24 protein-coding genes are annotated in these 22,205 nt (G+C 67.5%); 15 read left to right on the top strand and 9 right to left on the bottom strand.

The window, feature by feature from the left end; all coding sequences use genetic code 11:
* Window positions 1-31: 31 nt before the first annotated feature.
* Window positions 32-913, bottom strand: a complete 882-nt coding sequence (locus AB4Y94_RS07340; RefSeq protein WP_441726833.1) for an SIS domain-containing protein — start codon at window positions 911-913, stop codon at window positions 32-34.
* 190 nt (window positions 914-1,103) lie between these two features.
* Here AB4Y94_RS07340 and AB4Y94_RS07335 point away from each other — a divergent pair, with 190 nt between their 5' ends.
* Entirely contained in the window at window positions 1,104-2,174 is a 1,071-nt protein-coding gene (locus AB4Y94_RS07335; RefSeq protein ID WP_441726830.1) for an amidohydrolase family protein, read from the top strand.
* 38 nt (window positions 2,175-2,212) lie between these two features.
* On the opposite strand, the gene AB4Y94_RS07330 is transcribed toward AB4Y94_RS07335, so the two are convergent.
* The gene (locus AB4Y94_RS07330; RefSeq protein WP_441726828.1) at window positions 2,213-3,529 is read right to left on the bottom strand and encodes an alpha-glucosidase/alpha-galactosidase; all 1,317 of its coding nucleotides are present in this window, start codon (window positions 3,527-3,529) and stop codon (window positions 2,213-2,215) included.
* Between the two features lie 115 nt (window positions 3,530-3,644).
* On the opposite strand from AB4Y94_RS07330, the gene AB4Y94_RS07325 reads away from it, so the two are divergent.
* The 6 genes from AB4Y94_RS07325 (at window position 3,645) to AB4Y94_RS07300 (ending at window position 8,060) form a co-directional block, all read left to right on the top strand.
* Complete coding sequence (locus tag AB4Y94_RS07325; RefSeq protein WP_441726825.1) at window positions 3,645-4,463, top strand: DeoR/GlpR family DNA-binding transcription regulator; 819 nt, start codon at window positions 3,645-3,647, stop codon at window positions 4,461-4,463.
* Between the two features lie 304 nt (window positions 4,464-4,767).
* Window positions 4,768-5,025, top strand: coding sequence for a hypothetical protein (locus tag AB4Y94_RS07320; RefSeq protein ID WP_441726823.1), 258 nt, complete (start codon window positions 4,768-4,770; stop codon window positions 5,023-5,025).
* A gap of 375 nt (window positions 5,026-5,400) precedes the next feature.
* Window positions 5,401-5,652, top strand: a complete 252-nt coding sequence (locus tag AB4Y94_RS07315) for a type II toxin-antitoxin system Phd/YefM family antitoxin (RefSeq protein WP_441726820.1) — start codon at window positions 5,401-5,403, stop codon at window positions 5,650-5,652.
* Between the two features lie 3 nt (window positions 5,653-5,655).
* Window positions 5,656-6,051 carry a type II toxin-antitoxin system VapC family toxin gene (locus AB4Y94_RS07310; protein ID WP_441726816.1) on the top strand — a complete coding sequence of 132 codons (396 nt, stop codon included), beginning with the start codon at window positions 5,656-5,658 and terminating at the stop codon, window positions 6,049-6,051.
* Window positions 6,052-6,300: 249 nt separating this feature from the next.
* On the top strand, window positions 6,301-6,927 hold the full coding sequence (locus tag AB4Y94_RS07305; RefSeq protein ID WP_441726813.1) for a TetR/AcrR family transcriptional regulator: 627 nt from the start codon (window positions 6,301-6,303) through the stop codon (window positions 6,925-6,927).
* Window positions 6,924-8,060: a glycosyltransferase gene (locus AB4Y94_RS07300; RefSeq protein ID WP_441726811.1), complete on the top strand. Its 1,137-nt coding sequence runs from the start codon at window positions 6,924-6,926 to the stop codon at window positions 8,058-8,060. The genes AB4Y94_RS07305 and AB4Y94_RS07300 overlap by 4 nt, the downstream gene beginning before the upstream one ends.
* A 25-nt stretch (window positions 8,061-8,085) precedes the next feature.
* Here the strand turns inward: AB4Y94_RS07300 and AB4Y94_RS07295 are convergent, their stop codons facing one another.
* The 4 genes from AB4Y94_RS07295 to AB4Y94_RS07280 are packed head-to-tail and all read right to left on the bottom strand — an operon-like array spanning window position 8,086 to window position 11,404.
* On the bottom strand, window positions 8,086-8,529 hold the full coding sequence (locus AB4Y94_RS07295; RefSeq protein ID WP_441726808.1) for a type II toxin-antitoxin system VapC family toxin: 444 nt from the start codon (window positions 8,527-8,529) through the stop codon (window positions 8,086-8,088).
* A complete protein-coding gene (locus tag AB4Y94_RS07290; protein WP_441726805.1) occupies window positions 8,507-8,740 on the bottom strand; it encodes a FitA-like ribbon-helix-helix domain-containing protein in 234 nt (77 codons plus the stop codon). Before AB4Y94_RS07290 ends, AB4Y94_RS07295 begins: the two co-directional genes overlap by 23 nt.
* Before the next feature lie 55 nt (window positions 8,741-8,795).
* Window positions 8,796-9,443: a response regulator gene (locus AB4Y94_RS07285; RefSeq protein ID WP_441726803.1), complete on the bottom strand. Its 648-nt coding sequence runs from the start codon at window positions 9,441-9,443 to the stop codon at window positions 8,796-8,798.
* Window positions 9,440-11,404, bottom strand: coding sequence for a sensor histidine kinase (locus AB4Y94_RS07280; RefSeq protein ID WP_441726800.1), 1,965 nt, complete (start codon window positions 11,402-11,404; stop codon window positions 9,440-9,442). Before AB4Y94_RS07280 ends, AB4Y94_RS07285 begins: the two co-directional genes overlap by 4 nt.
* Window positions 11,405-11,663: 259 nt before the next feature.
* On the opposite strand from AB4Y94_RS07280, the gene AB4Y94_RS07275 reads away from it, so the two are divergent.
* From AB4Y94_RS07275 to AB4Y94_RS07265, 3 genes are all read left to right on the top strand, one after another.
* Window positions 11,664-12,284 carry a hypothetical protein gene (locus AB4Y94_RS07275; protein WP_441726798.1) on the top strand — a complete coding sequence of 207 codons (621 nt, stop codon included), beginning with the start codon at window positions 11,664-11,666 and terminating at the stop codon, window positions 12,282-12,284.
* 124 nt (window positions 12,285-12,408) lie between these two features.
* The gene (locus AB4Y94_RS07270; protein ID WP_441726795.1) at window positions 12,409-13,119 is read left to right on the top strand and encodes a hemerythrin domain-containing protein; all 711 of its coding nucleotides are present in this window, start codon (window positions 12,409-12,411) and stop codon (window positions 13,117-13,119) included.
* Between the two features lie 153 nt (window positions 13,120-13,272).
* Window positions 13,273-13,653, top strand: coding sequence for a DUF7715 family protein (locus tag AB4Y94_RS07265; protein WP_441726793.1), 381 nt, complete (start codon window positions 13,273-13,275; stop codon window positions 13,651-13,653).
* Window positions 13,654-13,675: 22 nt separating this feature from the next.
* Here AB4Y94_RS07265 and AB4Y94_RS07260 read toward each other — a convergent pair whose 3' ends face one another.
* The 3 genes from AB4Y94_RS07260 to AB4Y94_RS07250 all read right to left on the bottom strand — a co-directional run bounded on the left by AB4Y94_RS07260 (window position 13,676) and on the right by AB4Y94_RS07250 (window position 17,271).
* Window positions 13,676-14,323 (bottom strand): DUF1294 domain-containing protein, encoded by a 648-nt coding sequence (locus tag AB4Y94_RS07260; protein ID WP_441726790.1) that lies wholly within the window; start codon window positions 14,321-14,323, stop codon window positions 13,676-13,678.
* 333 nt (window positions 14,324-14,656) lie between these two features.
* Window positions 14,657-15,889 (bottom strand): M20 metallopeptidase family protein, encoded by a 1,233-nt coding sequence (locus AB4Y94_RS07255; protein ID WP_441726788.1) that lies wholly within the window; start codon window positions 15,887-15,889, stop codon window positions 14,657-14,659.
* 26 nt (window positions 15,890-15,915) lie between these two features.
* On the bottom strand, window positions 15,916-17,271 hold the full coding sequence (locus tag AB4Y94_RS07250; RefSeq protein ID WP_441726786.1) for an aminotransferase class I/II-fold pyridoxal phosphate-dependent enzyme: 1,356 nt from the start codon (window positions 17,269-17,271) through the stop codon (window positions 15,916-15,918).
* Between the two features lie 162 nt (window positions 17,272-17,433).
* Here AB4Y94_RS07250 and AB4Y94_RS07245 point away from each other — a divergent pair, with 162 nt between their 5' ends.
* From AB4Y94_RS07245 to AB4Y94_RS07225, 5 genes are read left to right on the top strand one after another with little or no spacing between them, the layout of a single operon-like run.
* Window positions 17,434-18,408 carry an ABC transporter substrate-binding protein gene (locus AB4Y94_RS07245; RefSeq protein ID WP_441726783.1) on the top strand — a complete coding sequence of 325 codons (975 nt, stop codon included), beginning with the start codon at window positions 17,434-17,436 and terminating at the stop codon, window positions 18,406-18,408.
* Entirely contained in the window at window positions 18,405-19,286 is an 882-nt protein-coding gene (locus tag AB4Y94_RS07240; protein ID WP_441726780.1) for a nitrilase-related carbon-nitrogen hydrolase, read from the top strand. Before AB4Y94_RS07245 ends, AB4Y94_RS07240 begins: the two co-directional genes overlap by 4 nt.
* A 16-nt stretch (window positions 19,287-19,302) precedes the next feature.
* A complete protein-coding gene (locus AB4Y94_RS07235) occupies window positions 19,303-20,220 on the top strand; it encodes an ABC transporter substrate-binding protein (RefSeq protein ID WP_441726777.1) in 918 nt (305 codons plus the stop codon).
* Window positions 20,221-20,264: 44 nt separating this feature from the next.
* Entirely contained in the window at window positions 20,265-21,221 is a 957-nt protein-coding gene (locus tag AB4Y94_RS07230) for an amino acid ABC transporter permease (protein ID WP_441726774.1), read from the top strand.
* The gene (locus AB4Y94_RS07225; protein ID WP_441726771.1) at window positions 21,221-22,027 is read left to right on the top strand and encodes an amino acid ABC transporter ATP-binding protein; all 807 of its coding nucleotides are present in this window, start codon (window positions 21,221-21,223) and stop codon (window positions 22,025-22,027) included. The genes AB4Y94_RS07230 and AB4Y94_RS07225 overlap by 1 nt, the downstream gene beginning before the upstream one ends.
* Window positions 22,028-22,205: the final 178 nt, after the last annotated feature.

The raw sequence follows: 22,205 nt of genomic DNA, 5'->3' as shown, positions 1-22,205 counted from the left end.
CTCAGCGGTGCGGGGCTCAGGATTGCGGGGTTCAGCCGAGAACGATCGACCGGGTCAGGTGGCGTGGTTGGTCGGGGTTGAGCCCGCGGTGCTCGGCGATCGCCACGGCGAGCTGCTGCGCGCGGGCGAGTTCGATCAACGGGTCGTGGGCGCTGACCACGACGTGCGCGCCGGTGACCTCGATGTCGTCGACCAGGCTCTGTTCGGCTCGGCCGAACATCCAGACGAGCGTGTGATCGGATGCCACGGCAAGCGGGCCGTGCCGGTAATCGAGGAGCGGGTACGACTCCGACCAGGCCTGCGCCGCCTCCCGGATCTTGAGAGCGGCCTCCTGCGCGAGGCCGTACGTCCAGCCGCTGCCGAGGTACACGAAGTGGGAGTACGCGGCGACATCGATGCCGAGGGGCAGCGCCAGTGCGGCCTCGGCCTGGTCGGGAAGCTCGTCGACGTTCTCCCCGAATGCGGCGCGGGCGAGAAGGAGGAAGGTCGTGGGGAAGCGCGTCTGGACGACGGACTCTTCGTCGGCGAAGTCGAGCAGGAGCACGTCGTCGGCACGGTCGGCCACGGGGGAGTCGGCGACACCGGTGACGGCGATGGTGCGGACTCCGGCCGGCAGGGCGTCGAGGGCGTCAACGACCTCGGTCGTCGTGCCGGAACGGCTGAGCACGATGACGACGTCGTAGTCGCGCCACGGCCACGGCTCCGACGCGTATGCGGCGTCGGTGATCCCGAAGCCGGCCGATTCCCGGAGCGCCGCGAACGATTCGGCCACGAACGCCGATGTGCCGCATCCGAGAACCAGTACGCGGGCGCCGGGGAGGGTCAACAGCGCACTGGCCTGCGGGATCATGCTGGCGATGGCGTGGCGCCAGATTGCGGGCTGGCTCTCGATCTCGCTGGTCGTGAGTGACACGGGACAACTCCTGAAGCATCGTTGGGTCAGTAGGTGGTGGTGCGGTGGTGCTGGGCGCATGGTGCGCCCTGAAATGATCATCGGCGCAAAATGACCATTTGACAAGGAAAATGGGCATATCGCTCACTTTCGTTGTTCATTGGTTACATTCGAAAGTGCGGCCCACGCGTTGATTCACAGGGAGGTACTCATGACTGCACGACCGGACTGGAAAGCTCTCGCCGGCCTGCGCCTGGCCGACTGGGCTCCGCGGAGCGCCCTGCGCGCCGCCCGCACGGAGGTGGAGCGACCCGCGGCATCCGTTGTGGACGTGCACAACCATCTCGGCCGCTGGCTCGGCGACGGGGAGTGGGTGATCGACGACCCACGGGCGCTCGTGTCGATGATGGACGACTGCGGGGTCGAGACGATCGTCAATCTCGACGGACTCTGGGGTGACGAGGTGACCGCCAACGCCCTGCGGTACGACCGCGCGTTTCCCGGCCGATTTGTCACCTTCTGCCAACTTGGCTGGGAAGTGCTCGCGGAACCGGACGGGGTGCAGCGCCTGACAGCGTCCCTCGACGACAGTGTGGCGCGCGGCGCGCGCGGACTCAAGATCTGGAAGAACCTCGGACTGACGGTGCGGAACGCCGAGGGCACCCTGATCGCTCCCGACGACCCGCGGGTGATCGCGGTGGCCGAGCACGCCGGCGACCTCGCCCTGCCCGTGTTGATCCACACCGCCGACCCGATCGCGTTCTTCGAGCCCGCCGACCGGTTCAACGAGCGACTGGACGAACTGGTCGGTGTTCCGGACTGGTGGTTCGGGGACGACTCCCGGCATCCGTCATTCGACGCGCTGCTCGACGCCCATGCCGCCCTGGTGCTGGCCTGCCCGGGAACGACGTTCATCGGTGCGCATGTCGGGTGCGCGGCGGAGGACCTCGACCGGGTGGAGCGGCTGCTGGCCGCCGCGCCGAACTACGTCATCGACACGGCAGGACGGATGGCCGAGCTCGGCCGCCAGCCGCGCCGGTTTGCCCGGCTGGTCGCGGCGTACCCCGACCGGGTGTTGTTCGGCACCGACATATACCCGGCCAGCGCGCTGCAGTACCGGCTGCACTACCGGTTCTTCGAGACCGCGGACGAAGGCTTCTCCTACGATCCGGAGAGTGAGGTTCCAGGCCAGGGGCGCTGGCTCGTCTCGGCGCTGGACCTGCCGGCCGCCGTGCTGGAACGGGTCTACGGCGGGAACGCGAGGCGCATCCTCGGGCTGTGACTGCGAGCTCTGGCCCCTGGACTGCTCGTCTCGGTGCGCTACCGCACGGGTGATTCGAGGTGCCCGCCGAGGGCCACCAGCAGCAGGTCGGCGTGCGCGGCGGTCAACTCGTCGCACAGTGCCCAGATCTGCTCGGGGGTGAGCGACGAACTCGCATTGGGGTCCACCAGCACCGCCTGGCGCACGAGGTCGGGGTTGCCGGTGCGGGCCGCTTCGACCGCGAGGGCCGCCACCGAAAGGTAGGTGCGGTTGAGTGCCGCCCCCTGCGGGGGGATTGCGCCGAAGGGCAGCGGATGCAGGCCGGTCGCGTCAACGACGGTCGGCACCTCGACGACGGCGCCCTCCGGGAGGTTGTCGACCAGTCCGTGGTTGACCACGTTGGCGTGGATGATGCGCCGGGTGCCGGTGAGGATCGAGTGGATGACCTGTGGCGCGTATTCTGCGGCCCCTTCCTCCAGTTCCAGGGGTTCGCCGGCGGCGAGGGCCGACTTCGCGTGCTCGAATTCGGCGACATTCTCTTCCGAGATTCCGATGTATTCGAGCGGGCGGAGCCGGAACTTCTCAACCTGCTCGTCGGAGCGCAGGAACCAGGAGAGGTACTCGGACGAATGCTCGCTGGTCTCGGTGGGGTAGAACCCGATGCGGGTGAAGATCTCCACCCGAACCCGGCGCGCGAGCTCCGGGTCGGCGGCGATCTTCTCCCGAAGCCGCGGATAGAGGTCCTCGCCGTTCCGCGACCACTCGACCAGCCAGGCCTGGTGGTTGACACCGGCCGCCCGGTAGTGGGTGTCTTCCATCGGAACGCCGATCAATTCGCACAGGTCATTGACGGTCCAGTAAACGCTGTGGCAAAGCCCGACGGTCTTCAGGGTCGGGGCGACGACGGACATCCACCAGACATTCATCGCCATCGGATTCGTGTAGTTGAGGAACCACGCGTCTGGACACAGTTCGAGCATGTCCGCGGCGATCCCCGACAGCACCGGGAACGTGCGCAAGAAGCGGAAGACCCCGCCGACGCCCGTGGTGTCGCCGATCGTCTGCCGCAGGCCTGCGGCGGCGGGGATCTCGAGGTCTGTGCGGGTGGCGTCGATCCCGCCAACCTGGATCATGTTGATCACGAAGTCCGCGCCGCGCAGGGCCTCCCGGCGGTCAAGGGTCGCGATGATCTCGGCGGTGCGCCCGAATCGCTCCACAAGCTGATCGGCAGTGGCACGCGCTACGTCCAGCCGCTCGGCATCGATGTCGTGCAGGACGATGCGGAGCGACGGAAGGTCATCGAATCGAAACAGGTCGGCGAGAAGCTGACGGGTGAACACGACGCTGCCCGCGCCAAGGAAGACAATCTGGGACATGAACACATCATCCGGCGCAAGCTGCTTTTCGCGCAATAGAATGAGCGAATTCGCGTTCAAGTGAACATTTCGACTGATCAGGTTGTATGTTTGCGCTTGACGAAAGGACCCACGGATGGTGACTCCCGCCACGGAGACCCTGCTCGCGCGTGTTACCTCCGGGCGGAGAGCAAAGCGAATGGTGGCGATCCTCGACCTGATCTCCCTGAATGGCTCGGTGAGTCTCGCCGACCTCTCGGCCGAGTTGTCGATCTCACCCGCGACCGCTCGTCGTGATCTGTCTGATCTTGCGAGCCAGGGCCTGATCGTGCGCACCCACGGCGGGGCATCCGCTCTCGACCGTGAACGGGAGCTCCCGGTCGCGCTTCGCGACACCCGGTTCACGGAGACCAAACGCTCGATCGCCCGCGCGATGGTCGAACGCCTTCCCGCCGAGCGGCACGTCGTTGCGCTGAGCGGGGGAACCACCACCGCGAGTGTCGCCAGGGAGCTCGCCAACCATCGTGACGTCACCGTCGTCACCAACTCCTTGACCATCGCGGGTCTCCTCTCCGCCTACCCCGGGGTGCGGATCGTGATGACCGGCGGATTCCTCCGCCCGCAGTCGCTCGAGCTTGTCGGCGCCCTGGCAGAGAGCACGTTCAACTCGGTGAACGTCGGCACGGCGATTCTCGGCGCCGACGGGATCACCGCGGAGACCGGCGCGACGACCCACGACGAGACGGAGGCGCGCACGAACCACGCGATGGTGGTCAAGGCCCAGCGCGCCGTTGTGGTGGCCGACGGCTCGAAGGTCGGGCGCGTGGCCCTCGCCCAATGTGCCGCCACCAGCGAGATCCAGATGCTGATCACCGACACGACCGCCGATCCGGACGAACTGCAGCGGCTCCGTGCCGCCGGCGTCGAGGTGGTCGTCGTCGCATTCGCGGACTGAGGTCGCCGCGGACTGGGTCCTGAGGCCGCTGGAATCATTTGTCGGTGGTCCCCGTCATCCTGAATTCATCGCGTCGGTCGAAACGACGAAAGGTGAATTCGATGGTCGAAGATGGTTCCGCCCAATTCCCGGTTGCGCCTGCGCGGTCAACCATGCCCGAGTGGTATCCGGAACTACTCGCATCCGTAACCCAGCCGGTCGCTGATGGCAGAACGCGGGCGATCGCTGGCATCACCTCGCCGCGCGTCTTCCGCTCGAGCGGAGCGACTACGGACGCGACAGCGCGTTGCTCCTCCTGATGCTCGTGGCCGCCGGTGAAGCCGGTTCCTGGGGTCGCATCCGCGAGTCACTCGATCTGCTCACCGCCCTGGTGGGCTGGAGTTTCGGCGGCCGCGGCGGCTACGGGAACGACTCCGCGCTGAGCGACGCGTCGGAGACCCGCGCAGTGCTCGGCTGGGTGGGAATGCGCACCCTGCTGCCGCCGCACGGGTCGGCGGCACGCGGGCTGGAAACGGATGCCGCCCGGCGGCTCGCGCGTGCCGCGCTGACGACTTGGCCGTAAGCGTCGCCGCAGCCGTCAAGCCGGAGTGAGATCGGCGTCGTGCGCCTTCCACGTGCGGAGCCAGCGCGCGGCGGTGGCTGCCCGCGGCGTGCCTCGGGTGCACATAACCCCTGGTGCGCATAACGCCGAGTGCGCATAACTCCTGGCGCGCATAACGCCGAGTGCGCATAACTCCTGGCGCGCATAACGCCGAGTGCGCATAACTCCTGGTGCGCATAACTCCTGCAAACGGTAGCCATGCGGTTGGCGATCCCCGTTATTCCGCGGCTGGCGTCAAGCGTGGGATGCGTTCTGCAGGAGTTGCGCACGCTTGTCGTCACGCGGAGAGCTCGGCAGCACTTCTCGAAGGTGTGCTACGCGTGCTACGCTCGTACCATGAAGACGATAGCCCATCGCGAGCTTCGAAACCGGAGCGCCGACGTGTTGCGCTCCGTGCAAGCGGGCGAGTCTTTCGAAGTGACCAACAATGGCGAGGTTGTGGCGATGCTGACGCCGCCGAACTCCGTAGCCATGCAGGGGGTGCGGTTCCGTCCGCCGCTGACCCACGGTGGATTCTCCGCACTGCCGAGAGTCGCGTCGGCCGTGACGGTCCAGGGCACGCTGGACGACCTCCGTGCCGATCGCTGATCGGTGATCGTCTACGTCGACACGTCTGCCGTGGGAAAGCTCATTGTCGAAGAACCCGAGTCGACCGCTCTTGCCGACTACCTTGACGAAATATCGGCAAACGACGGGGTCATCATCGTGTCGTCGTCATTGCTTGAGACGGAACTACGCCGTTTGGCGGATCGCGTCGGCATATCACAGCTCGCCGTCACCGATGTGCTCAAACGTTTCGCTCTCGTCGACATCGAGCGTGGATCCTTCCGCGAAGCCGGCCTGATTCTGCCCGGTTCTGCGCTTCGGAGCCTCGACGCGCTGCACATTGCGGTCGCCGTGCGGATTGCAGCCGACGAATTCATCACCTATGACCTTCGCCAGGCTGAAGCGGCCCAGTCCGTCGGGCTGACCGTCGTTCGCCCGTAGTGTGCGCTCCGTATGTCCTTGACCGGGACGCCGGTGCGCGCTCATGAGTGCCTAACGAGCTGGAAATTCTGCCGCCGAGTCGCACGGGAGGAAGCAATCGTGAAAGTGCTGCTTTCGCTATTTCCACGCGCGAGTGAGGTTGAGAGGCGGGCGGGTCTCGACAAGCTCGACCACCGGCCAATATCGCGGCGCCAAAACGGAAAGAAAGACCTTGACGCGCGAGCCTAATTGATGTCCACTTGTGGGGACATGAAAACAACACGTCCCTACGCAATGACGACGAGGGCTGCGGCGGCGGAGGAGACCCGGCACCGCATCTTGAGGTCGACCCTTGCCCTCAGCGCTGAGAAGTTCACCCTGGAGATTGCGCTCGCTGATGTCGCCGAGCGCGCGGGCGTCACCACGAAGACGATCCTGCGGCATTTCGGCAGCCGAGAGGGATTGTTCGATGCGGCATCCGACTTCAACCGCGGTGAAATCGAGCAGGAGCGGGCCGCCCCCGTCGGCGACCTCCCGGCGGCGATCACCGTGGTGGTCGACCACTACGAGGAGCGCGGCGACTGGGTGATGCGGATGCTCAGCCAGGAACGATCCGACGCCCGGGCGGCCAGCGTGGTCGGCATTGGAAGGGTGGTGCATCGCGAGTGGGTGGCGACGACTTTTCGCCCCCAGCTCGAGCGCGTGCCGAGCGTCGAGCGCGAGGCCGCGGTGGACCTGTTGGTCGTGGCGACAGACGTGTACACGTGGAAGCTTCTGCGCCGTGACCGAAACCTCGGCCGCGCAGACACCGAGCAACGCATGTGCGCGCTGGCCCAGTCAGTGGTGAACCAGTGGGCCGCGAGAGGCCACACGAGAGAAGGAGATGAAGTGACATGAACAACGTGCTGTTCGTCACCTGGGACGGTGGCGGAAACGTTCCACCGGCTCTGGGGATCGCCGCCGAGCTGAAACGGAGGGGAAACGCGGTGCGTTTCCTCGGCCACCCGAGCCAACGGCAAGCGATCGAGGCCGCCGGATTCACCGTGGAGGAGTTCCAGGGCGCCAGGCCGTGGTCGGTGCTCGAAGCCAGGTCAGGCATGACGGCACCGCTGGCCTACGCGGCCGTCTTCACCGATCGAGGCATCGGCGACGACCTCGTCGCATCCGTTGAACGTCAACTCACAGACCGCGTGATCATTGACGGGCTGCTGGTCGGCGCGATGAAAGGCGCGGGGCGGGCGGGCATCCCGTACACGATTCTTGTGCACACCCTTTACGGAGTGATGCACACGGCGCTCACTCAAGGACCTCTGTCGCTGATCGCCAAGGGAAAGGGTTTCAATGCGGCGCGGCTCTACCGCGACGCGGAGCGCATCCTGGCGGTGACGCTGGAGGAGCTCGACTTCGGTGCGCACGACGGCGTCGACTATACCGGGCCGGTGCTGCCGGAGATTGTGCCGGCCGAGACCGTGACCGAGACCGCGAGCGCCGACGCTGACGCGGCATCCGTTCCGATGGTGCTCGTCAGCCTGAGTACGACCTATATTGACGGCCAGTGCGAGGCGCTGCAGCGAATCCTTGACGCCCTCAGCGGGCTATCCTTGCGCGCGATCGTCACCACCGGGCCCTCCATCGACCCGACCGCCTTGCGGGCGCCCGCCAATGCCGAGGTGCATCAGTACGTGCCGCATGACCAGCTGATGCCGAACGCATCGATCGTGATCACCCACGGCGTCCACGCCACCACCATGCTCGCGCTGGCCCATGACCTGCCGCTGCTGGTCATGCCGATGAACCCGGTCTTCGACCAGCCCGCCATCGGCCGGATCATCGCCGAGCAGAACGCCGGCCTGACGATCGAGAAGACCGCAACGGTGGCCGAGATCCGCGGCGCGGTCGAGCGGATCTTGCAGGATCCGAGCCCGTATCGGCAAGCCGCGGCCCGATTGGGGGCGCGCATCCGCTCGCAAGACGGGGCGACTGTCGCCGCCGACCTGATTGAAACGGATGTCCCGGTGCGGCAGGCGTAACCCGCGTCGGTCTGATCTCAGTCCGTCAGAACAGCTCGATCACACATTTCACGCCAGGCGCACCCGCGATTCGCTTGTCGCGGGTCATCAGCATGGCGTCGGTCAATTCGGCCAGTGCAACGTAGCCGGCGGCGTAGCTGCTGAGATTGTCGCCGAGCTGCCAGGCGCGGGTTGCGAGCGTCTCCCAGGGCCACAGCTCGATCGGCAGCGTCAGGAGATCGTCGTGGGCCAGGGCCGCCTCACCGGGCGAGAGCAAGCCGGCATTCCGTCGTCGACGCAGTACGTTGGCCACCTCGAAGGGCAGGAGCGCCGGCGCAATGAGGGTGGCCGAGCCGAGCCGCGACGCGATGGAGGCGCCCGCAGGTCCCGGATCGATGAGCAGGGATACGATCACGGATGCGTCGACGACCACGACTTCGCGTACGTCTCCGGGCGCGGCTGGGCGGCTAAGGTCGGTCGGCCGCGACATCGGTCACGATCTCAGACGCGTCAATGGGCGGGTAGTGCGCCGCGCGGCTGCGGATGCGCGCGAGCGCTTCGGCGGGACTCGGACGAGAGGCCAGAGCGGCCAATTCCGCGCTCAGGTACTCCTGCAGTGAACGACCCGTTCGGGCTGCCCGAGCGGCAAGCTCGTCGCGGACCTCGTCCGGAACGGCCCGGATAGTGATTGTCACGGCCATGCATGCAGTTTAGCGTCAACGCATGCATTCTACATGCGTTGCTTCCCCCACCAACTCAGCCGGCGAGCCCGCACTCATACGCGAGCACCACCGCCTGCACCCGGTCGCGCAGCGCCAGTTTGGCCAGGATGCGCGTCACATGGGTCTTCACGGTGGCCTCGCCCATGAACAGTTCGGCGCCGATCTCGGCATTCGACCACCCACGGGCCACGGCCCCAAACACCTCGAGTTCGCGCGCGGTCAGGCCCGCGAGTTCGGCCGGGACTCCCGCGGACACCGGGCGCCGGCGCACGTATGCCTCCACCAGCCGCCGGGTCACGCTCGGCGCGAACAGCAGTTCCCCGCTGTGGCTCGCCCGGATCGCCGCCGCCAATTCGGCCGGCGGCGTGGTCTTGAGCAGAAACCCGCTCGCGCCGGCACGGAGCGCCGCGAAGATGTACTCGTCCAGATCGAACGTGGTGAGCATGAGCGCGCGCGCCTGCGGGCGCACCGAGGCGAGCATCCGCACGCCCTCGATGCCGTCGCTGCCGGGCATCTGCACATCCATCAGCACGATGTCAGCCGCAACGGATGCCGCCACCCGCGCCGCCTGGGCCCCCTCGGACGCTTCGCCCACGATCGCAAGGTCGGGTTCGACGGCCAGGATCGCGGCAAGGCCGCCGCGGACCAGATCCTGATCGTCGGCGATCACCACGCGAATCACGACGCCCCTCCCGCTCGTTGCGGCAGGGGTTCGGCTGCCGCGGGCGCGGACTGACGCGATCCCGGCCAGGGAACCCGGGCCCGAACCTCATACCCGCCGCCGAACGCCGGGCCCGCCGTGAACTGGCCGCCCGCGCCGCGCACCCGCTCGGCCAGCCCGGCCAGTCCGAAACCGGCACCCGTGCGGCCCGGATGCTCGCTCGCCCCATCGTCGGCCCCGTCGCCACCCCCGTCGTCGGTGATCACGACCTCGCAGGTTCCGTTCGATAGCGCGATTCGGATCTGCACGGCCGCGCGCGGAGCATGGCGCGCCACGTTGGTCAGCGATTCCTGTGCCACCCGGTAGATGGCTTCGGCGGCCTCAGCTGTCTCCAGGGCCGCATCCCCGGCCTGCGGGTGCTCCCGGCCGCTAGCAACGCCAATACCGTCCACCACCCGCTCGAACTCGATGCGCATTCTCGCCGCGCGCATCCGCTCCACCAGCTCGTCGACTGATTCCGCCGGACCACCGGACAGGCCGGGGGCGCCGATCGCACCGGCCTCCAGCAGGTCGAACATCACGGCGAGCTCCTGCAGTGCCGTGGCGCCGGCCTTCTCGACCGTGCGCAGCGCCCCGCGTGCTGCCGCGGCATCCGTCGCCCGAAGCGCCAGCGCCGCAGACGCCTGGAGCACCATGACGCCGACCGCATGACTTGTCACGTCGTGCAGGTCGCGGGCGATACGTAACCGTTCCGCGCGCACGGCGAACTCGACGCGGGCGTCGATCTCGAACTGCAGGGTGGCGGCGTGCGCCTGTGCGATGTGGCCGTCACGGTCTCGGGCGCTCCATTCGTGTCCCGCGAACGCCGGAAGTGCGAACAGCACGAACAGAATGGGGATGTTTTCCGGGGCCGTTTCGAGTACGGGCCACGCGGTGACGGCAGCCAGTGCGGCCAGGCCGGCCCAGGTGGCCGGGCGTCCGGCGACGGCGGACGACCAGGCCAGTAGGCACAGCGTCACGAGCGCGCCCGCCCCCGTGCCCGCGAAAAGTGGAGCGCCGGCCAGGGCGGTGAGCGCCACGATCACGGCCGCGGCGAGGCACGCCTCGAGCGGGCGGATGCGCCGGACGAGGAGTGTCAGCGGCAGTGCCAGCAGCATGGCCCAGCCAAGCGGTGTGAGCTCCGGCTGCTCCGGTATCTGGCCGTCGAGGACCGTGGTCGTCAGCAGTACCAGCACGAGGGCGGCATCGGCGATCCAGAACCGCCGGGGTCGGTGGGGCTGCGGTTCTGTGGCGTTCGGCTGGGTGCGGAGTAGCCCGAGCAGCCAGCGCAACTCGGTGATGGCGGCCCGGCCACGCTCGGCGACATTCTGGATGAGCTGGGGGTCGAGCTCCGCCATCGCCGAGGATGCGTCCCGCCGCATGGCGTCGACCGAGCGCCGGATGACCTCGAGCGCCCGGCCGCCGAGCCGGGCGCGTTCGTCGGCGACGACCCGCGCGGTCAGGCCGGGGACGTTGATGGCTGCGAGGTGTGACGCTTCCGCGCGGGCGACCCGCGCCGTCTCCGAGCGGCGCCGCACCACCCGGCCGAACGCGTACGAGCCCCCGAAGAGCATGCCGGCGAATATCACGTCCGCCACCGAGTACCCTATGGCGGTGAGTGCCGCCAGCAGGTAGACCAGGGCGGCGATGGCGCCTCGCGCCCAGGCGGGGCTGAACCGTCCGAGCGCATACACGGCGACGATCCCGGGGGCGAGCGCGGCCGGGTTCTCCGGCGGTACCTGCAACTTCAGATAGCAGAGCTGCACGGCGGCCAGGAGGTATGCCGCGGTTACCGGGAGCTGTCGCACACCGAGCAGCGCGGCCGCGGAAAGGAGGGCGATCGGCGCGGCCCACGGGGTCACCGGCCAGAGGAACACGGCGGCTCCTGCGCCCGCCGCGAACGCGACGATCCACTCGCTGAGCCGCGGCGTCGTGAGCCTCATGCCCCGAGGCTAGCGGCGAAGGGGTGGCCGCGCATCCCACCCAGGTGGGACACGGCATCCGCCTTGCCGATACCGCATGCGACACGACAGACGGATGCGATCGCTGCGCCGCTGCTGATGTGCGGGCGTGTATGCGTTCCACAGGCTGGGGGAGTCCGGCGGAACTGGCGCCGCGATGCACGACCCGAGGTCCACTCGAGCTTCACCACATCCCCACCACACCCGCACCACATCCGCACCGCACCGAAAGGCAACAATCATGAAACTCCTTCCCCTCGCCGGGCTGGCCGGCGCCGCAGTGCTCTCCACGATCGCCCTCACCGACGCCCTCTGGCAGGGGTTCGAAGGGACGCCTCCGCCGTGGGGCGTGCAGGGCGGTCACGACTGGATGCTCGCCGGTGTGAACCTTGGTCACGCCGTCCCTTACCTGCTCCTCACTGCCGTGCTGATGCAGGTGGGGCCGCAGCTGGACTCCGGCGGATTCACCCGCTGGGTGCGCCGGCTGTTGATCGTCACGTTCCTGCTGTTCGCGGTGATGATGCTCTGGGGCGCCATCACCGGGGCGAATTCCGAGTCCCTCGGAGTATTCGAGGCCGGCACGACGATCCTGTTCTTCGCCCTGCTGCTGCTGCCGATCATCCTGGGCTTCGCGATGCTTCGCCGCCGGGACGTGCGACTGCCGGCCATCCTGCTGGCCGGTTCGCTGGTGCCGGTCGTGCTGATGTTCGTGCTCAGCGAGCTCACCTCGTTCGCGCACCCCGCCTACGCCGAGGCATTGGCCCTCTTCGGCGTCGCCCTGCTCCCGTTTGCGCTGGAGCCTCGCCGTGCGGAATCGGCTGTCGGAGCCGTGAGCGGCGCCAGCGAGGCTGTGAGTCGCTGAGGTGACCCGACGCCATCACGACGCATGCGTGATCCATTCGCACCCCTTGCCCGTGCGACGCCGCACGGAATATAGTTCCATCGCCTGCCCAGTGGCGATTCGCTCAATGACGATCGGAGCCCTCATGCCTGCAACCGCGTTGCCCTCGAGTGGCGACAACCCCGACGGCGGCGTCGGTGTCGGCGGGGTGAAGACCTGCGATGCCAGTGGAATGGCCGAGATCCATCGGATGTTCCGGGCCGGGTTCGATGAGGGCCCCGCGCTTGTCGGCTGTGTCGCCGACACTGATGCGGCCCACGCCGACATCGTCGCTGACCACCTGTCGATGCTCTCGACCGGGTTGCACGCCCATCATGAGGGGGAAGACTCGCTGCTCTGGGGCCGCCTCGAGGCTCGTGCGCCCTCCTGCGCAGTCCACGTCGCGCGGATGAAGCAGCAGCACGCCGAGATGCTCTCGCACCTCGAGGCGCTCGACGCGAGCTTGCCGGCCTGGCGAGTGAGCGGTCGGGCGACGGATGCCGCATCCGTTGTCGCTGCGCTCGCCGGGATCAACGCGGCGCTTGCCCTGCACTTGCCCGACGAGGAGGTGCACATCGTGCCGGTGATGGAGACCGTGCTCACGCCGGCGGAGGTCGACGCGTTGTCTGAGCATGGTCGCAAGGCAACGCCGAGAGGCAAGATGTTCATCCAGTTGGGGGCTATCCTCGCTGCCCAGCCGGATGGTGGTGACGACTGGCTGCGGGGACACTTGCCCGCGCCGGTGCGAATGATCTGGCGGCTCATCGGCAAGACCAGGTACGAGCGAAATCGGGCTGAGCTCACCGGAGCGCAGTGAGGGCGCTTCCTGCACAGGGGACTCGTCTCCAAAGTTATCCACCATTTGGTCTGTTCGCGGTCGAGGTGAAGCCCGTTCGAGGTGAAATAGCCCGTGACAGGCGCGCACACTATCGAGGCTCGCGTCGGGCTGGGGTGAACAATGAAAGTTCTCGTGGCAACCGATCACACCCAGGGCACTCGGCCGAGTGACGTCATGGAAGGAATCGACGGCGAGCTCGTCTTCATGGTCGACGCGTGCCCCCTCAGCAGGCGGTATCCGTACGGGCCGTGCGACTGCGGCATCACATTTCGCGGCATGGTGAGCGACGGCGTCACCTCGACGGCCCTCGTGCGTGACCTGGAGCAGCTGACCCTTGACGAATATGTCGCCTGTCTGGATGCGACCCACGAAAGCAACCGGCTCGCTGGATGCACCTGCGACTTCGATGCGCAGGACCAGGCGCGCACATTGCTGAAGATCGCGGCGCCGTTGCGCGTGGGCGCGGTCGTCGAGCGCCGCGTGGACCGGGTGCGCGTGCGCGGGTTTGTGTAGCCCGAAACGGGGATGCAATCGATCACAACAACGGGCGCTTGTTCGCTTCGACGAACAGTGAAAACGCGGGCGTTGCGAACACCACGAAGACAATCAGATTCACGAGCACGCTTCTCCAGAAGACCGCCCGGAAGGCGGCCTTCTGGGTCTTGTGGCGAAGCATCTGCTGGGCGAGGATCGCCCCCGGCCAGCCGCCGACGACGCCCACCAGGATCAGGGTGTTCTCCGGCACCCGCCAGCGGCGCGCAGTGGCCGCTGACTTGTCCGCCGCGTACACGATGAAGCACGCGATACTGGCGACGAGATAGAGGCCGGCAACCCATATCGGGATCGGCCACATCGCATTTGCAGCGAGGTAGCCGATCACGAAGGCGAGGATCGTGAGGTAACTGGCGGCGCCGGACCTGCCGCGGGAGGTGCGCCGACGCGACTTCGTCGGTATTCGCCGCCCAGCCACCTGTACTCGCGCCGCCCGTTGCTTGCCATCTGCCGAGTGCTCGATGGTGAAGGTGAGCGCCTCTCCGACTTGCGGCCTCGTGGCCCTGGATGGGAACGCCTTGATGTGCACGAAGGCCCTGTTGGTTCCTTGGGTCGGGGTGATGAAGCCGAAGCCGCGGTCGTCGTTCCAGGAAGTGAGGGTCCCGTGGACGCGTTCAGTTCGGGGACCCATGCTCAGATCGTAGCTTTCCAGCACTGTTGTCACCGTTGCAGGGGTGTGAAGCCGGCGATTTCGTGATGGTCTCGATCCCGCCGCCGCCTTTGCTCACGCGGTCGCGCGCATAACTCCTGCATTCCGCGGGGCAAGGGACTGAGAAGCCTCGGAATCACGCGGTTCCCGCCGACTTCTTCTCGGAAATGCAGGAGTTATGGAGTGGGCGGGGTCTCGACAGGCTCGCCGACGAGGGTCTCGACAGGCTCGACCACCGGGGCTCGACAGGCTCGACCGGGGGCGGTGAGGCCACCGGGGTCTCGACAGGCTCGACCACCGGCGGTCGACCAGGGGTCAGGCGGCTGTCGCGGCGGCGAGCCGCCGCACCGCCAGCGTCGCCAGGAACGACGCCTGGTCGCCGAGCACCCGATCGTCGAACTGCGCACGCGGGGAGTGCAGCGGCGCCCACTCGCTGGGGTCGACGTCGGGGGATCCGGCACCGATGTGACCGAATGAGCCTGGCACTTCGAGCAGGATCTTGGAGAAGTCCTCCGACCCGGCCTTCGGAAACTGCAGCGTCTCGAAGCGGTCGGCGCCGAACAGGTCGGCGGCGGTCGCGGCCCAGAACTCCGCCTCCGAAGCGGTGTTCGCCGTGACCGGCAGCTTGAGCTCGAACACCGCGTCTGCGGTCAGCTGGTGCGCGCGCGCGATCGACTCGATCAGGTTCGCCAGCTCGGCGCCCAGCCGCACCTCCACCTCCGGGCTGAAGCACCGGATGCCGGCCTTGAACGTCGCCTCATCGGGGATGATGTTGGCCGCCGATCCGCCATGGAACTCGCCCACGGTGAGGATCACCGGGTCGAACACGTTGAACCGGCGGGTGATGTAGGTCTGCAGTGCCCCCACCATCTCGGCGGCGACCTGGATTGGGTCGAGCGCCTGGAACGGACGGGACCCGTGCCCGCCACGCCCCTTCACCGTCACATCCAGCTGCCCGAACGCCGCCATGTACGAGCCGGGCCGCGTGGTGAACAAACCGGCCGGGGCATCCGACGCCATGTGCACGCCGTACGCCGCGAGCGGTCGGCTGCCGGAAAGCTGCAGCAGGCCCTCGTCGAGCATGGCCTGGGCGCCGGCGAAGATCTCCTCCCCGGGCTGGAACATGAACACCACGTCGCCCGGCAGCCTGTCGCGCACCGCGTGCAGCAGCTTCGCCGCACCGATCAGCCCGGCGGTGTGCAGGTCGTGCCCGCAGGCGTGCATCGCGCCGTTCGTCGACGCGAATGATACGCCCGACTTCTCCGTGATCGGCAACGCGTCCATGTCGCCACGCAGCAGCACGGTCGGGCGGTCGGCGCCGACCACGTCGGACGGCACACCGCCTCCCCGGAGAATCGCGACAACGGATGTCGTGGCCGCCCCGAGCACGCTCTCCAGGTCGAGGTCCTTCAGCGCTTCGAGCACCCGCGCCTGGGTGCGGGGGAGCTGCAGCCCGGTCTCGGGGTCGGCGTGCATCTCGCGGCGGAACGCGATCAGCTCGTCGGTGAGGGCGGCATCCGCCGTCACATTGAGGGTCGAGAGGGTCATCTGTTTCCTTCCAATCGGTCGTGCAGTTACAACGCGCGGGCGGCCATCGCGTAGGCGTCGGCGACGCGCTCCGGGTCGGCCAGCTCCTGGCCGATGCCCAGTCGCGCGACCGGCGAATGAGTCAGGATGCTGCCCTCCCTGCCGGTTTCGGTGGCGATTCCGTAGGAGGCGAGAACGAGGAGGCCCTGCTGTTCGCTGAGGAGCGGCACCACCAGGCTGAGACCGTCGCGCGGTTTGACGTTGAGGCCGCGCTCGCCGAGGAGGGTGGCCATCTGCACGCGGCGGCCCTTGTAGACCTGCCGCGCGTGGTCGACCCTGGCCCGGGTGTCGGCATCTGTGAGCATCCAGGCGAGCGCGCCCTGCAGCATCCGGCTGGTCCACCCGGCGCCGAACTGCTGGTACAGCCGGGCCCGTTCGATCGGCAGCTCGGCGCCCCCCATCACCGCAGTGCGGAGGTCCGGGCCGTGCGACTTCGAGTACGAGCGCACCACGACGCTGCGGTCGGGGAACACCGTGCCGAGGCTGACGCCGGGGTGCAGGTTGAGGTCGCCGAGGCCGTCGTCTTCGATGATTAGGCAGTCGGTGCCATCGAGCACCGCGGCCAGTTCCGCGTGCCGCTCGGCCGACAATGTCGAACCGGAGCGGGAACCGGAGCGCGGCTCATAGATGAACGCGACCGGGCGGCTCTTCAGGGCGTGGCGGAGGGACTCGGCCTGCGGCCCGTCGGCATCCGTTTTCACGGGCAGCACGCGGGCGCCGAAGAGCTCGAGGATGTCCAGCGTGCGCGGTGTCGACGGGTCGGCAACGGCCACGTATTCGCCGGGGACCACGCCCGACGCGACGAGCAAGCGGATGCCGTCGTAGCCGCCGTTCGCCACGAACCAGGCCTCGGGTTGCCAGGGCCAGGTCGGTGCCACGGCGTCGCGCAGCGCCGGGATGATGCTCGGCCGCTGGTACCAGTTCAAGCGTTCGTCGATGGGTGCCCGCGCGATGGCGTTCTGCAGGCTGGGAAGGAGGGCCGGGTCCGGTGTGGCCAGCGACAGGTCGAGCACGCTGCCGCCCCACAGCCGCACCACGTTCTCGAAACGCTTCGGCGCAAGCATCCGCGGTGCGTCCAGTACCCGCGTGCCCTGGCGGCCTGTGCCCTCGATCACTCCGTGCTTGCGCAGTGTGGCCCAGGCGGCGGAGACGGTGGCGGGGCTGACGTGGAGCACGACGGCCAGGTCGCGAACGGTGGGCAGCCGGCATCCGCTCGCGATCTCGCCCTGTCGCACCAGGCGGATGATGGCCGCCGCGATGCCGAGCGCGGAGGGTTCCTCGATGCGCGCGGCAAGCCAGTCTGACGACGTTTCGGTCGCGGGCGGTGCGTCATTGCGTTCCACGGAATCTCCCAGCCTGGAGCCAGATCAAGCGCTTTTGTTCAGTAACAATAGCTTGGATTGTGCTAGTTCGTCCATTGAGCATAAGCTCTCGTTTCAATACCCGGTGACGTGTGTTCGATAAGCACCCGGGGCACCAACCAACTCGAGGAAGCAAATCACTCTATGAGCGCCATCCGTCTCGCCACTCGCCACTGGGACCACGTGATGCCCATCGCGACCAAGGAAGTTCCCGGGTTCGAGAGCTTCGACCTGGAGACGCGCGCGATCACGCCGGATGTCTGGACCGAGCGTGACCTCGACGGCGGCGAGACCTCCTTCAGCCGTTATGTGCGGGCTCGAGCGACCGGCGACGACAGCGTGACCGCCCTGCCGGTTTTCATCATGCGCGGCTTCCGTCACCGGTGCATCATCACCGCGAAGAACAGCCCGCTCGAAACCGCCGCCGACCTCCGCGGCAAGCGCATCGGCCTCACCGGCTGGGCAGACAGCGGCAACACCTGGACCCGCGCCATCCTCCGCCAGGCCGGCGTCGGCATCATCGATGCCGAGTGGCGCGTCGGCGGCCTCACCAAGGACCACCCGATCATGGACCGCATCGGCCCGATCGAGGTGCCCGCAAACATCGCCCCGACCGAAAATGACGAGCCGATGGTCGACATGCTCGAGCGCGGCGCCCTCGACGCGGTGATGACCCCGTTCATGCCCGCCGGGTTCTACGAAGCGGATGCCCCGTTCCGCACGCTCTACCGCGACCCGCAGCAGGCCGAGGCCGACTACTACGCGACCACCGGGTTCATCCCCGGCATCCACGTGCTCGCGGTGCAGACCTCGCTGCTGGCAAAGGCGCCCGAGCGCGCCGCCCAGCTGATGGAACTCTTCGAATCGGCCAAGGACATCAGCTCCGCCCGCCGTGGCAAGCTGCTCGACATCACGCCGTGGCAGAACGAGGCGATGGCCGAGGCCACTCGCGTCTTCGGGTCGGACTGGATGCCCTACGGGCTGGAGTCCAACCGCACCATGATCGCCGCATTCCAGGCCGAGCTGATCGCACAGGGACTGATGGACGAAGACGTGGATGTCGACCGGTTGTTCCCGCAGTTCGACACCGCTCCGAGCGCGATCGGGGTCTCGGCGTGAGCCCGACCGCCGCAGGCGCGAACCACGTGCCCGACCAGCTCCGCGTGGCCGCAGCGCAGTTCGCGGTGAACAACGACTGGCAGGCCAATGTCGACCAGATCCTGCCCCTGATCGGGCAGGCCGAGGCCGACGGAACCGACCTGCTGGTGCTCCCCGAGGGCGTCCTCGCCCGGTTCATGGGGGAGAAGGAGCGCATCCGCATGGCGGCCCAACCGCTCGACGGACCGTTCGTCACGGCGCTCCGGGCGGCCACCGTCGGGCTGAAACTCACCGTCGTCTTCGGGATCCACGAGACGTCGGGCACACCGCGGCCGTACAACACCCTCGTCACCGTGCGGGGCGGCGAGATCGTGCACCTCTACCGTAAGACGCACCTCTACGACGCGTTCGCCGCCCGCGAGTCCGACAACATCCTGGCCGCCGACGAGGTGCCCCCGCTGCTCGACGTCAACGGCTTCAAAATCGGCTTCATGACCTGCTACGACGTGCGGTTTCCCGAGCTTGCCCGGCTGGTGGCCGTGCAGGGAGCCGACGCTATCGTGCTTCCGGCCGCCTGGGCAAAGGGGCCGTCGAAGGAGTTCCACTGGAGCACCCTGGTGAGCGCCCGAGCCCTCGACAACACCGTGTACCTGGTCGCGTCGGGCGAGGCGGGGGAGAGCTGCATCGGCCGCAGCATGATCGTCGACCCGCACGGGATCCCGATCGCACAGGCGCTCGCCGGTGCCGAGATGATCACGGCCACGATTTCTCATTCCCGTCTGACGGAGGCGCGCAACAGCCTCCCGGTGCTGGCGAACCGTCGCTTCGACGTGAACCCGGCACCACGCACACCCGCCGGATCCCCGGTTCCGTCAGTCACAGCATCCGTTTCGTTCTAATCAGAGGAGATACACCATGAGAACAGCACGCACTATCGCCGTCGGCACCGCAGTCCTGTTGGCGCTCGGACTCACCGGATGCGCCGTCGACGAGGGCGGCACCGGTTCACCGGCCGCCGCCGAGTCCGCCGCACCCCAGAAGATGAACCAGAAGCTGCACGACGCGCTCCCCGACGCGATCAAGAAGGCCGGCTCGATCACCGCCGTCAACAACGGCTCGTTCCCCCCGTACACGATCGTCGACGGCGCCGGCAGCCTCGAAGGCGCGACGGCCGACATCTCGGTGGCCATCGGTGAAATCCTGGGCGTGAAGATCGAGCACGCCACGGTCGACGGGCTGGCCAGCGTTCTCGGCGGCATGGATGCCGGACGCTACGACCTCGACATGGGACCGGTCGGTGACTTCAAGGAGCGCCAGGCCCAGGCGACCTTCATCGACTGGGTACAGGAATTCGTGGTCTTCGCGGTCGCCAAGGGCAACCCGCAGAAGATCACCGACCTCGACTCGGCCTGCGGCAAGAAGGTCGCCGTGATGGCCAGCGGTTCGGCGGAGAAGGTCATCAAGACCCAGGCCGACAAGTGCGTCACCGACGGCAAGCCCGCCGTGGAGGTGCAGTCATACAAGGACCAGCCGAGCTCGATCCTCGCGGTGCAGTCCGGCCGTGCCGACGCGTTCTTCTCCTCGCAGGCCCCGCTGACCTACTTCGTCGAGCAGTCCGACGGCGCGCTCGAACTCGCCGGGACCGGCCAGAAGAACGGCTTCGACGACCTGCACCAGGGTGCGCTGGTACCGATGGACTCCCCACTGGTCGACGTCATGCTCGGCGCCTTCCAGGAACTGTTCGACAATGGAACCTACGCCGACATCATGAAGGCGCACGGCCTTGAGGGCAACATGGTCGACGCCCCCGGCATCAACCTCGGCGTCTCCTGATGTCCGCCAACACCACGACCAACCCAGAACGACGGGAGAAGCGGATGACGTCACCATCTGTAGGCCTGGACGTCGCGAATTCCGTGCGGCGTAAGCATCCGTGGCGCCTGGTCGCCGTACTCGTGATCGCGGTACTGCTCGCCCAACTGGTGCAGCTGTTCGTGACCAACGAACGGTTCGGCTGGGGCACGGTGGCCAAGTACCTCTTCTCCATCGACGTGATGCGCGGCCTGGGGATGACGATCGTGCTGACGATCATCGGCATGATCCTCGGAATCGTGTTGGGCGTGGTGTTGGCGATCTGCCGGATCTCAAAGAACCCGGTGCTGCAGGGCACAGCGTCGGCGTACATCTGGTTCTTCCGGGGCACGCCGCTGCTGGTGCAGCTGATCTTCTTCTACAACCTGTCGGCGCTCGTGCCGCAGCTGTCGCTGGGCATTCCGTTCGGACCGGCGTTCATCTCGGTCGGCACCAACACGGTGATCACCCCGATGCTGGTGGCGATCCTCGGCCTGGGGCTTCACGAGGCGGCCTACATGGCGGAAATCATCCGGGGCGGCCTGCTCTCGGTCGACCCGGGGCAGCGTGAGGCCGGGGCATCCGTTGGCATGTCGAACGCGCGGATCATGCGGCGGATCGTGCTGCCGCAGGCGATGCGGTTCATCATCCCGCCCACCGGCAACCAGGTGATCAGCATGGCGAAGGCGACCTCCCTGGTCTCCGTGATCGCGATGTCCGACCTCTTCTACACCGTGCAGGCGATCTACAACCGCAACTTCCAGACCATTCCGCTGCTGCTGGTCGCGGTGATCTGGTACCTGATCATCACCACGCTGCTGAACATCGGGCAGTCCTTCATCGAGAAGCGATTCTCGCGGAGCGCCAAGCAGGAGACGAACGGAATGTGGGACTTCCTGGTCCGCAGGGGCGGCCGGCGGACGGCATCCGCGCCGGTGACCGGGTCCGTCGCAGCACCCGTCATAGAGAGGAGCGACGCCTGATGAGTCAGTTGACGCCAACCCAGCACGAAACCATTGCCCTGCACGGCAGCCCGGTTTTGGTCGCTGAGAACGTGCGGAAGAGCTTCGGCGATGTCGAAGTGCTCTCCGGGATCAACCTGGAGGTGCAGCCGGGGGAGACCGTGGTGATCCTCGGGCCGTCCGGTTCGGGGAAGTCCACGTTCCTCCGCTGCATCAACCTGCTCGAGGAGTTGAACGGCGGGAGGATTCTCGTCGACGGCCAGGACGTGGGGTTCGAGGTGCGAAACGGACGCCTGCACGAACTGTCGGGCAACCAGATCGCGTTGCGGCGGCGGGACATCGGCATGGTGTTCCAGCAGTTCAACCTGTTCGCTCACATGACCGTGCTGCAGAACGTCATCGAGGCGCCGACCGGGGTCAAGGGTGAGGCGCGTGAGGAAGCCGTCGCGTATGCGAAGAAGCTGCTCGCGAAGGTGAACCTGAGCGGGCGGGAGAACGCGTACCCGCGGCAGCTCTCGGGCGGGCAGCAGCAGCGAGTTGCGATCGCACGGGCATTGGCCATGCGGCCCAAGCTGATGCTGTTCGACGAGCCGACGAGCGCGCTCGACCCGGAATTGGTCGGGGAGGTGCTCGCCACGATGAAGGAGCTCTCAGCGGAGGGGCTCACCATGGTGGTCGTCACGCACGAGATCAGCTTCGCCCGGGAGGCGGCCGACCGGGTCGTCTTCATGGACGGCGGCGTGATCGTCGAGCAGGGCACGCCGGAAGAAGTCATCGACAACCCCCAGCACGAGCGCACGCGAGCCTTCCTCTCGCGCTTCCTCTAGCAGGCGGGCTCGCCCCGTCGGGGTGGCCTGATCGTGTGAGGGGCCAACAAGTCCTGGTCGCCGAGGTCCGCGACCAGGACTTCCTGGCCCCTCACGCGCGCGTGCCGACCTTGTTGCCGCTTCATTGTTGCCACTTACGAGGGCGGCACGGGGGCACCCACTGCATAACTCCTGCATT

This window comes from Glaciibacter sp. 2TAF33 (assembly GCF_052114945.1).
GTDB lineage: Bacteria > Actinomycetota > Actinomycetes > Actinomycetales > Microbacteriaceae > Cryobacterium.
This window is presented reverse-complemented; position numbering and strand designations above follow the sequence as displayed.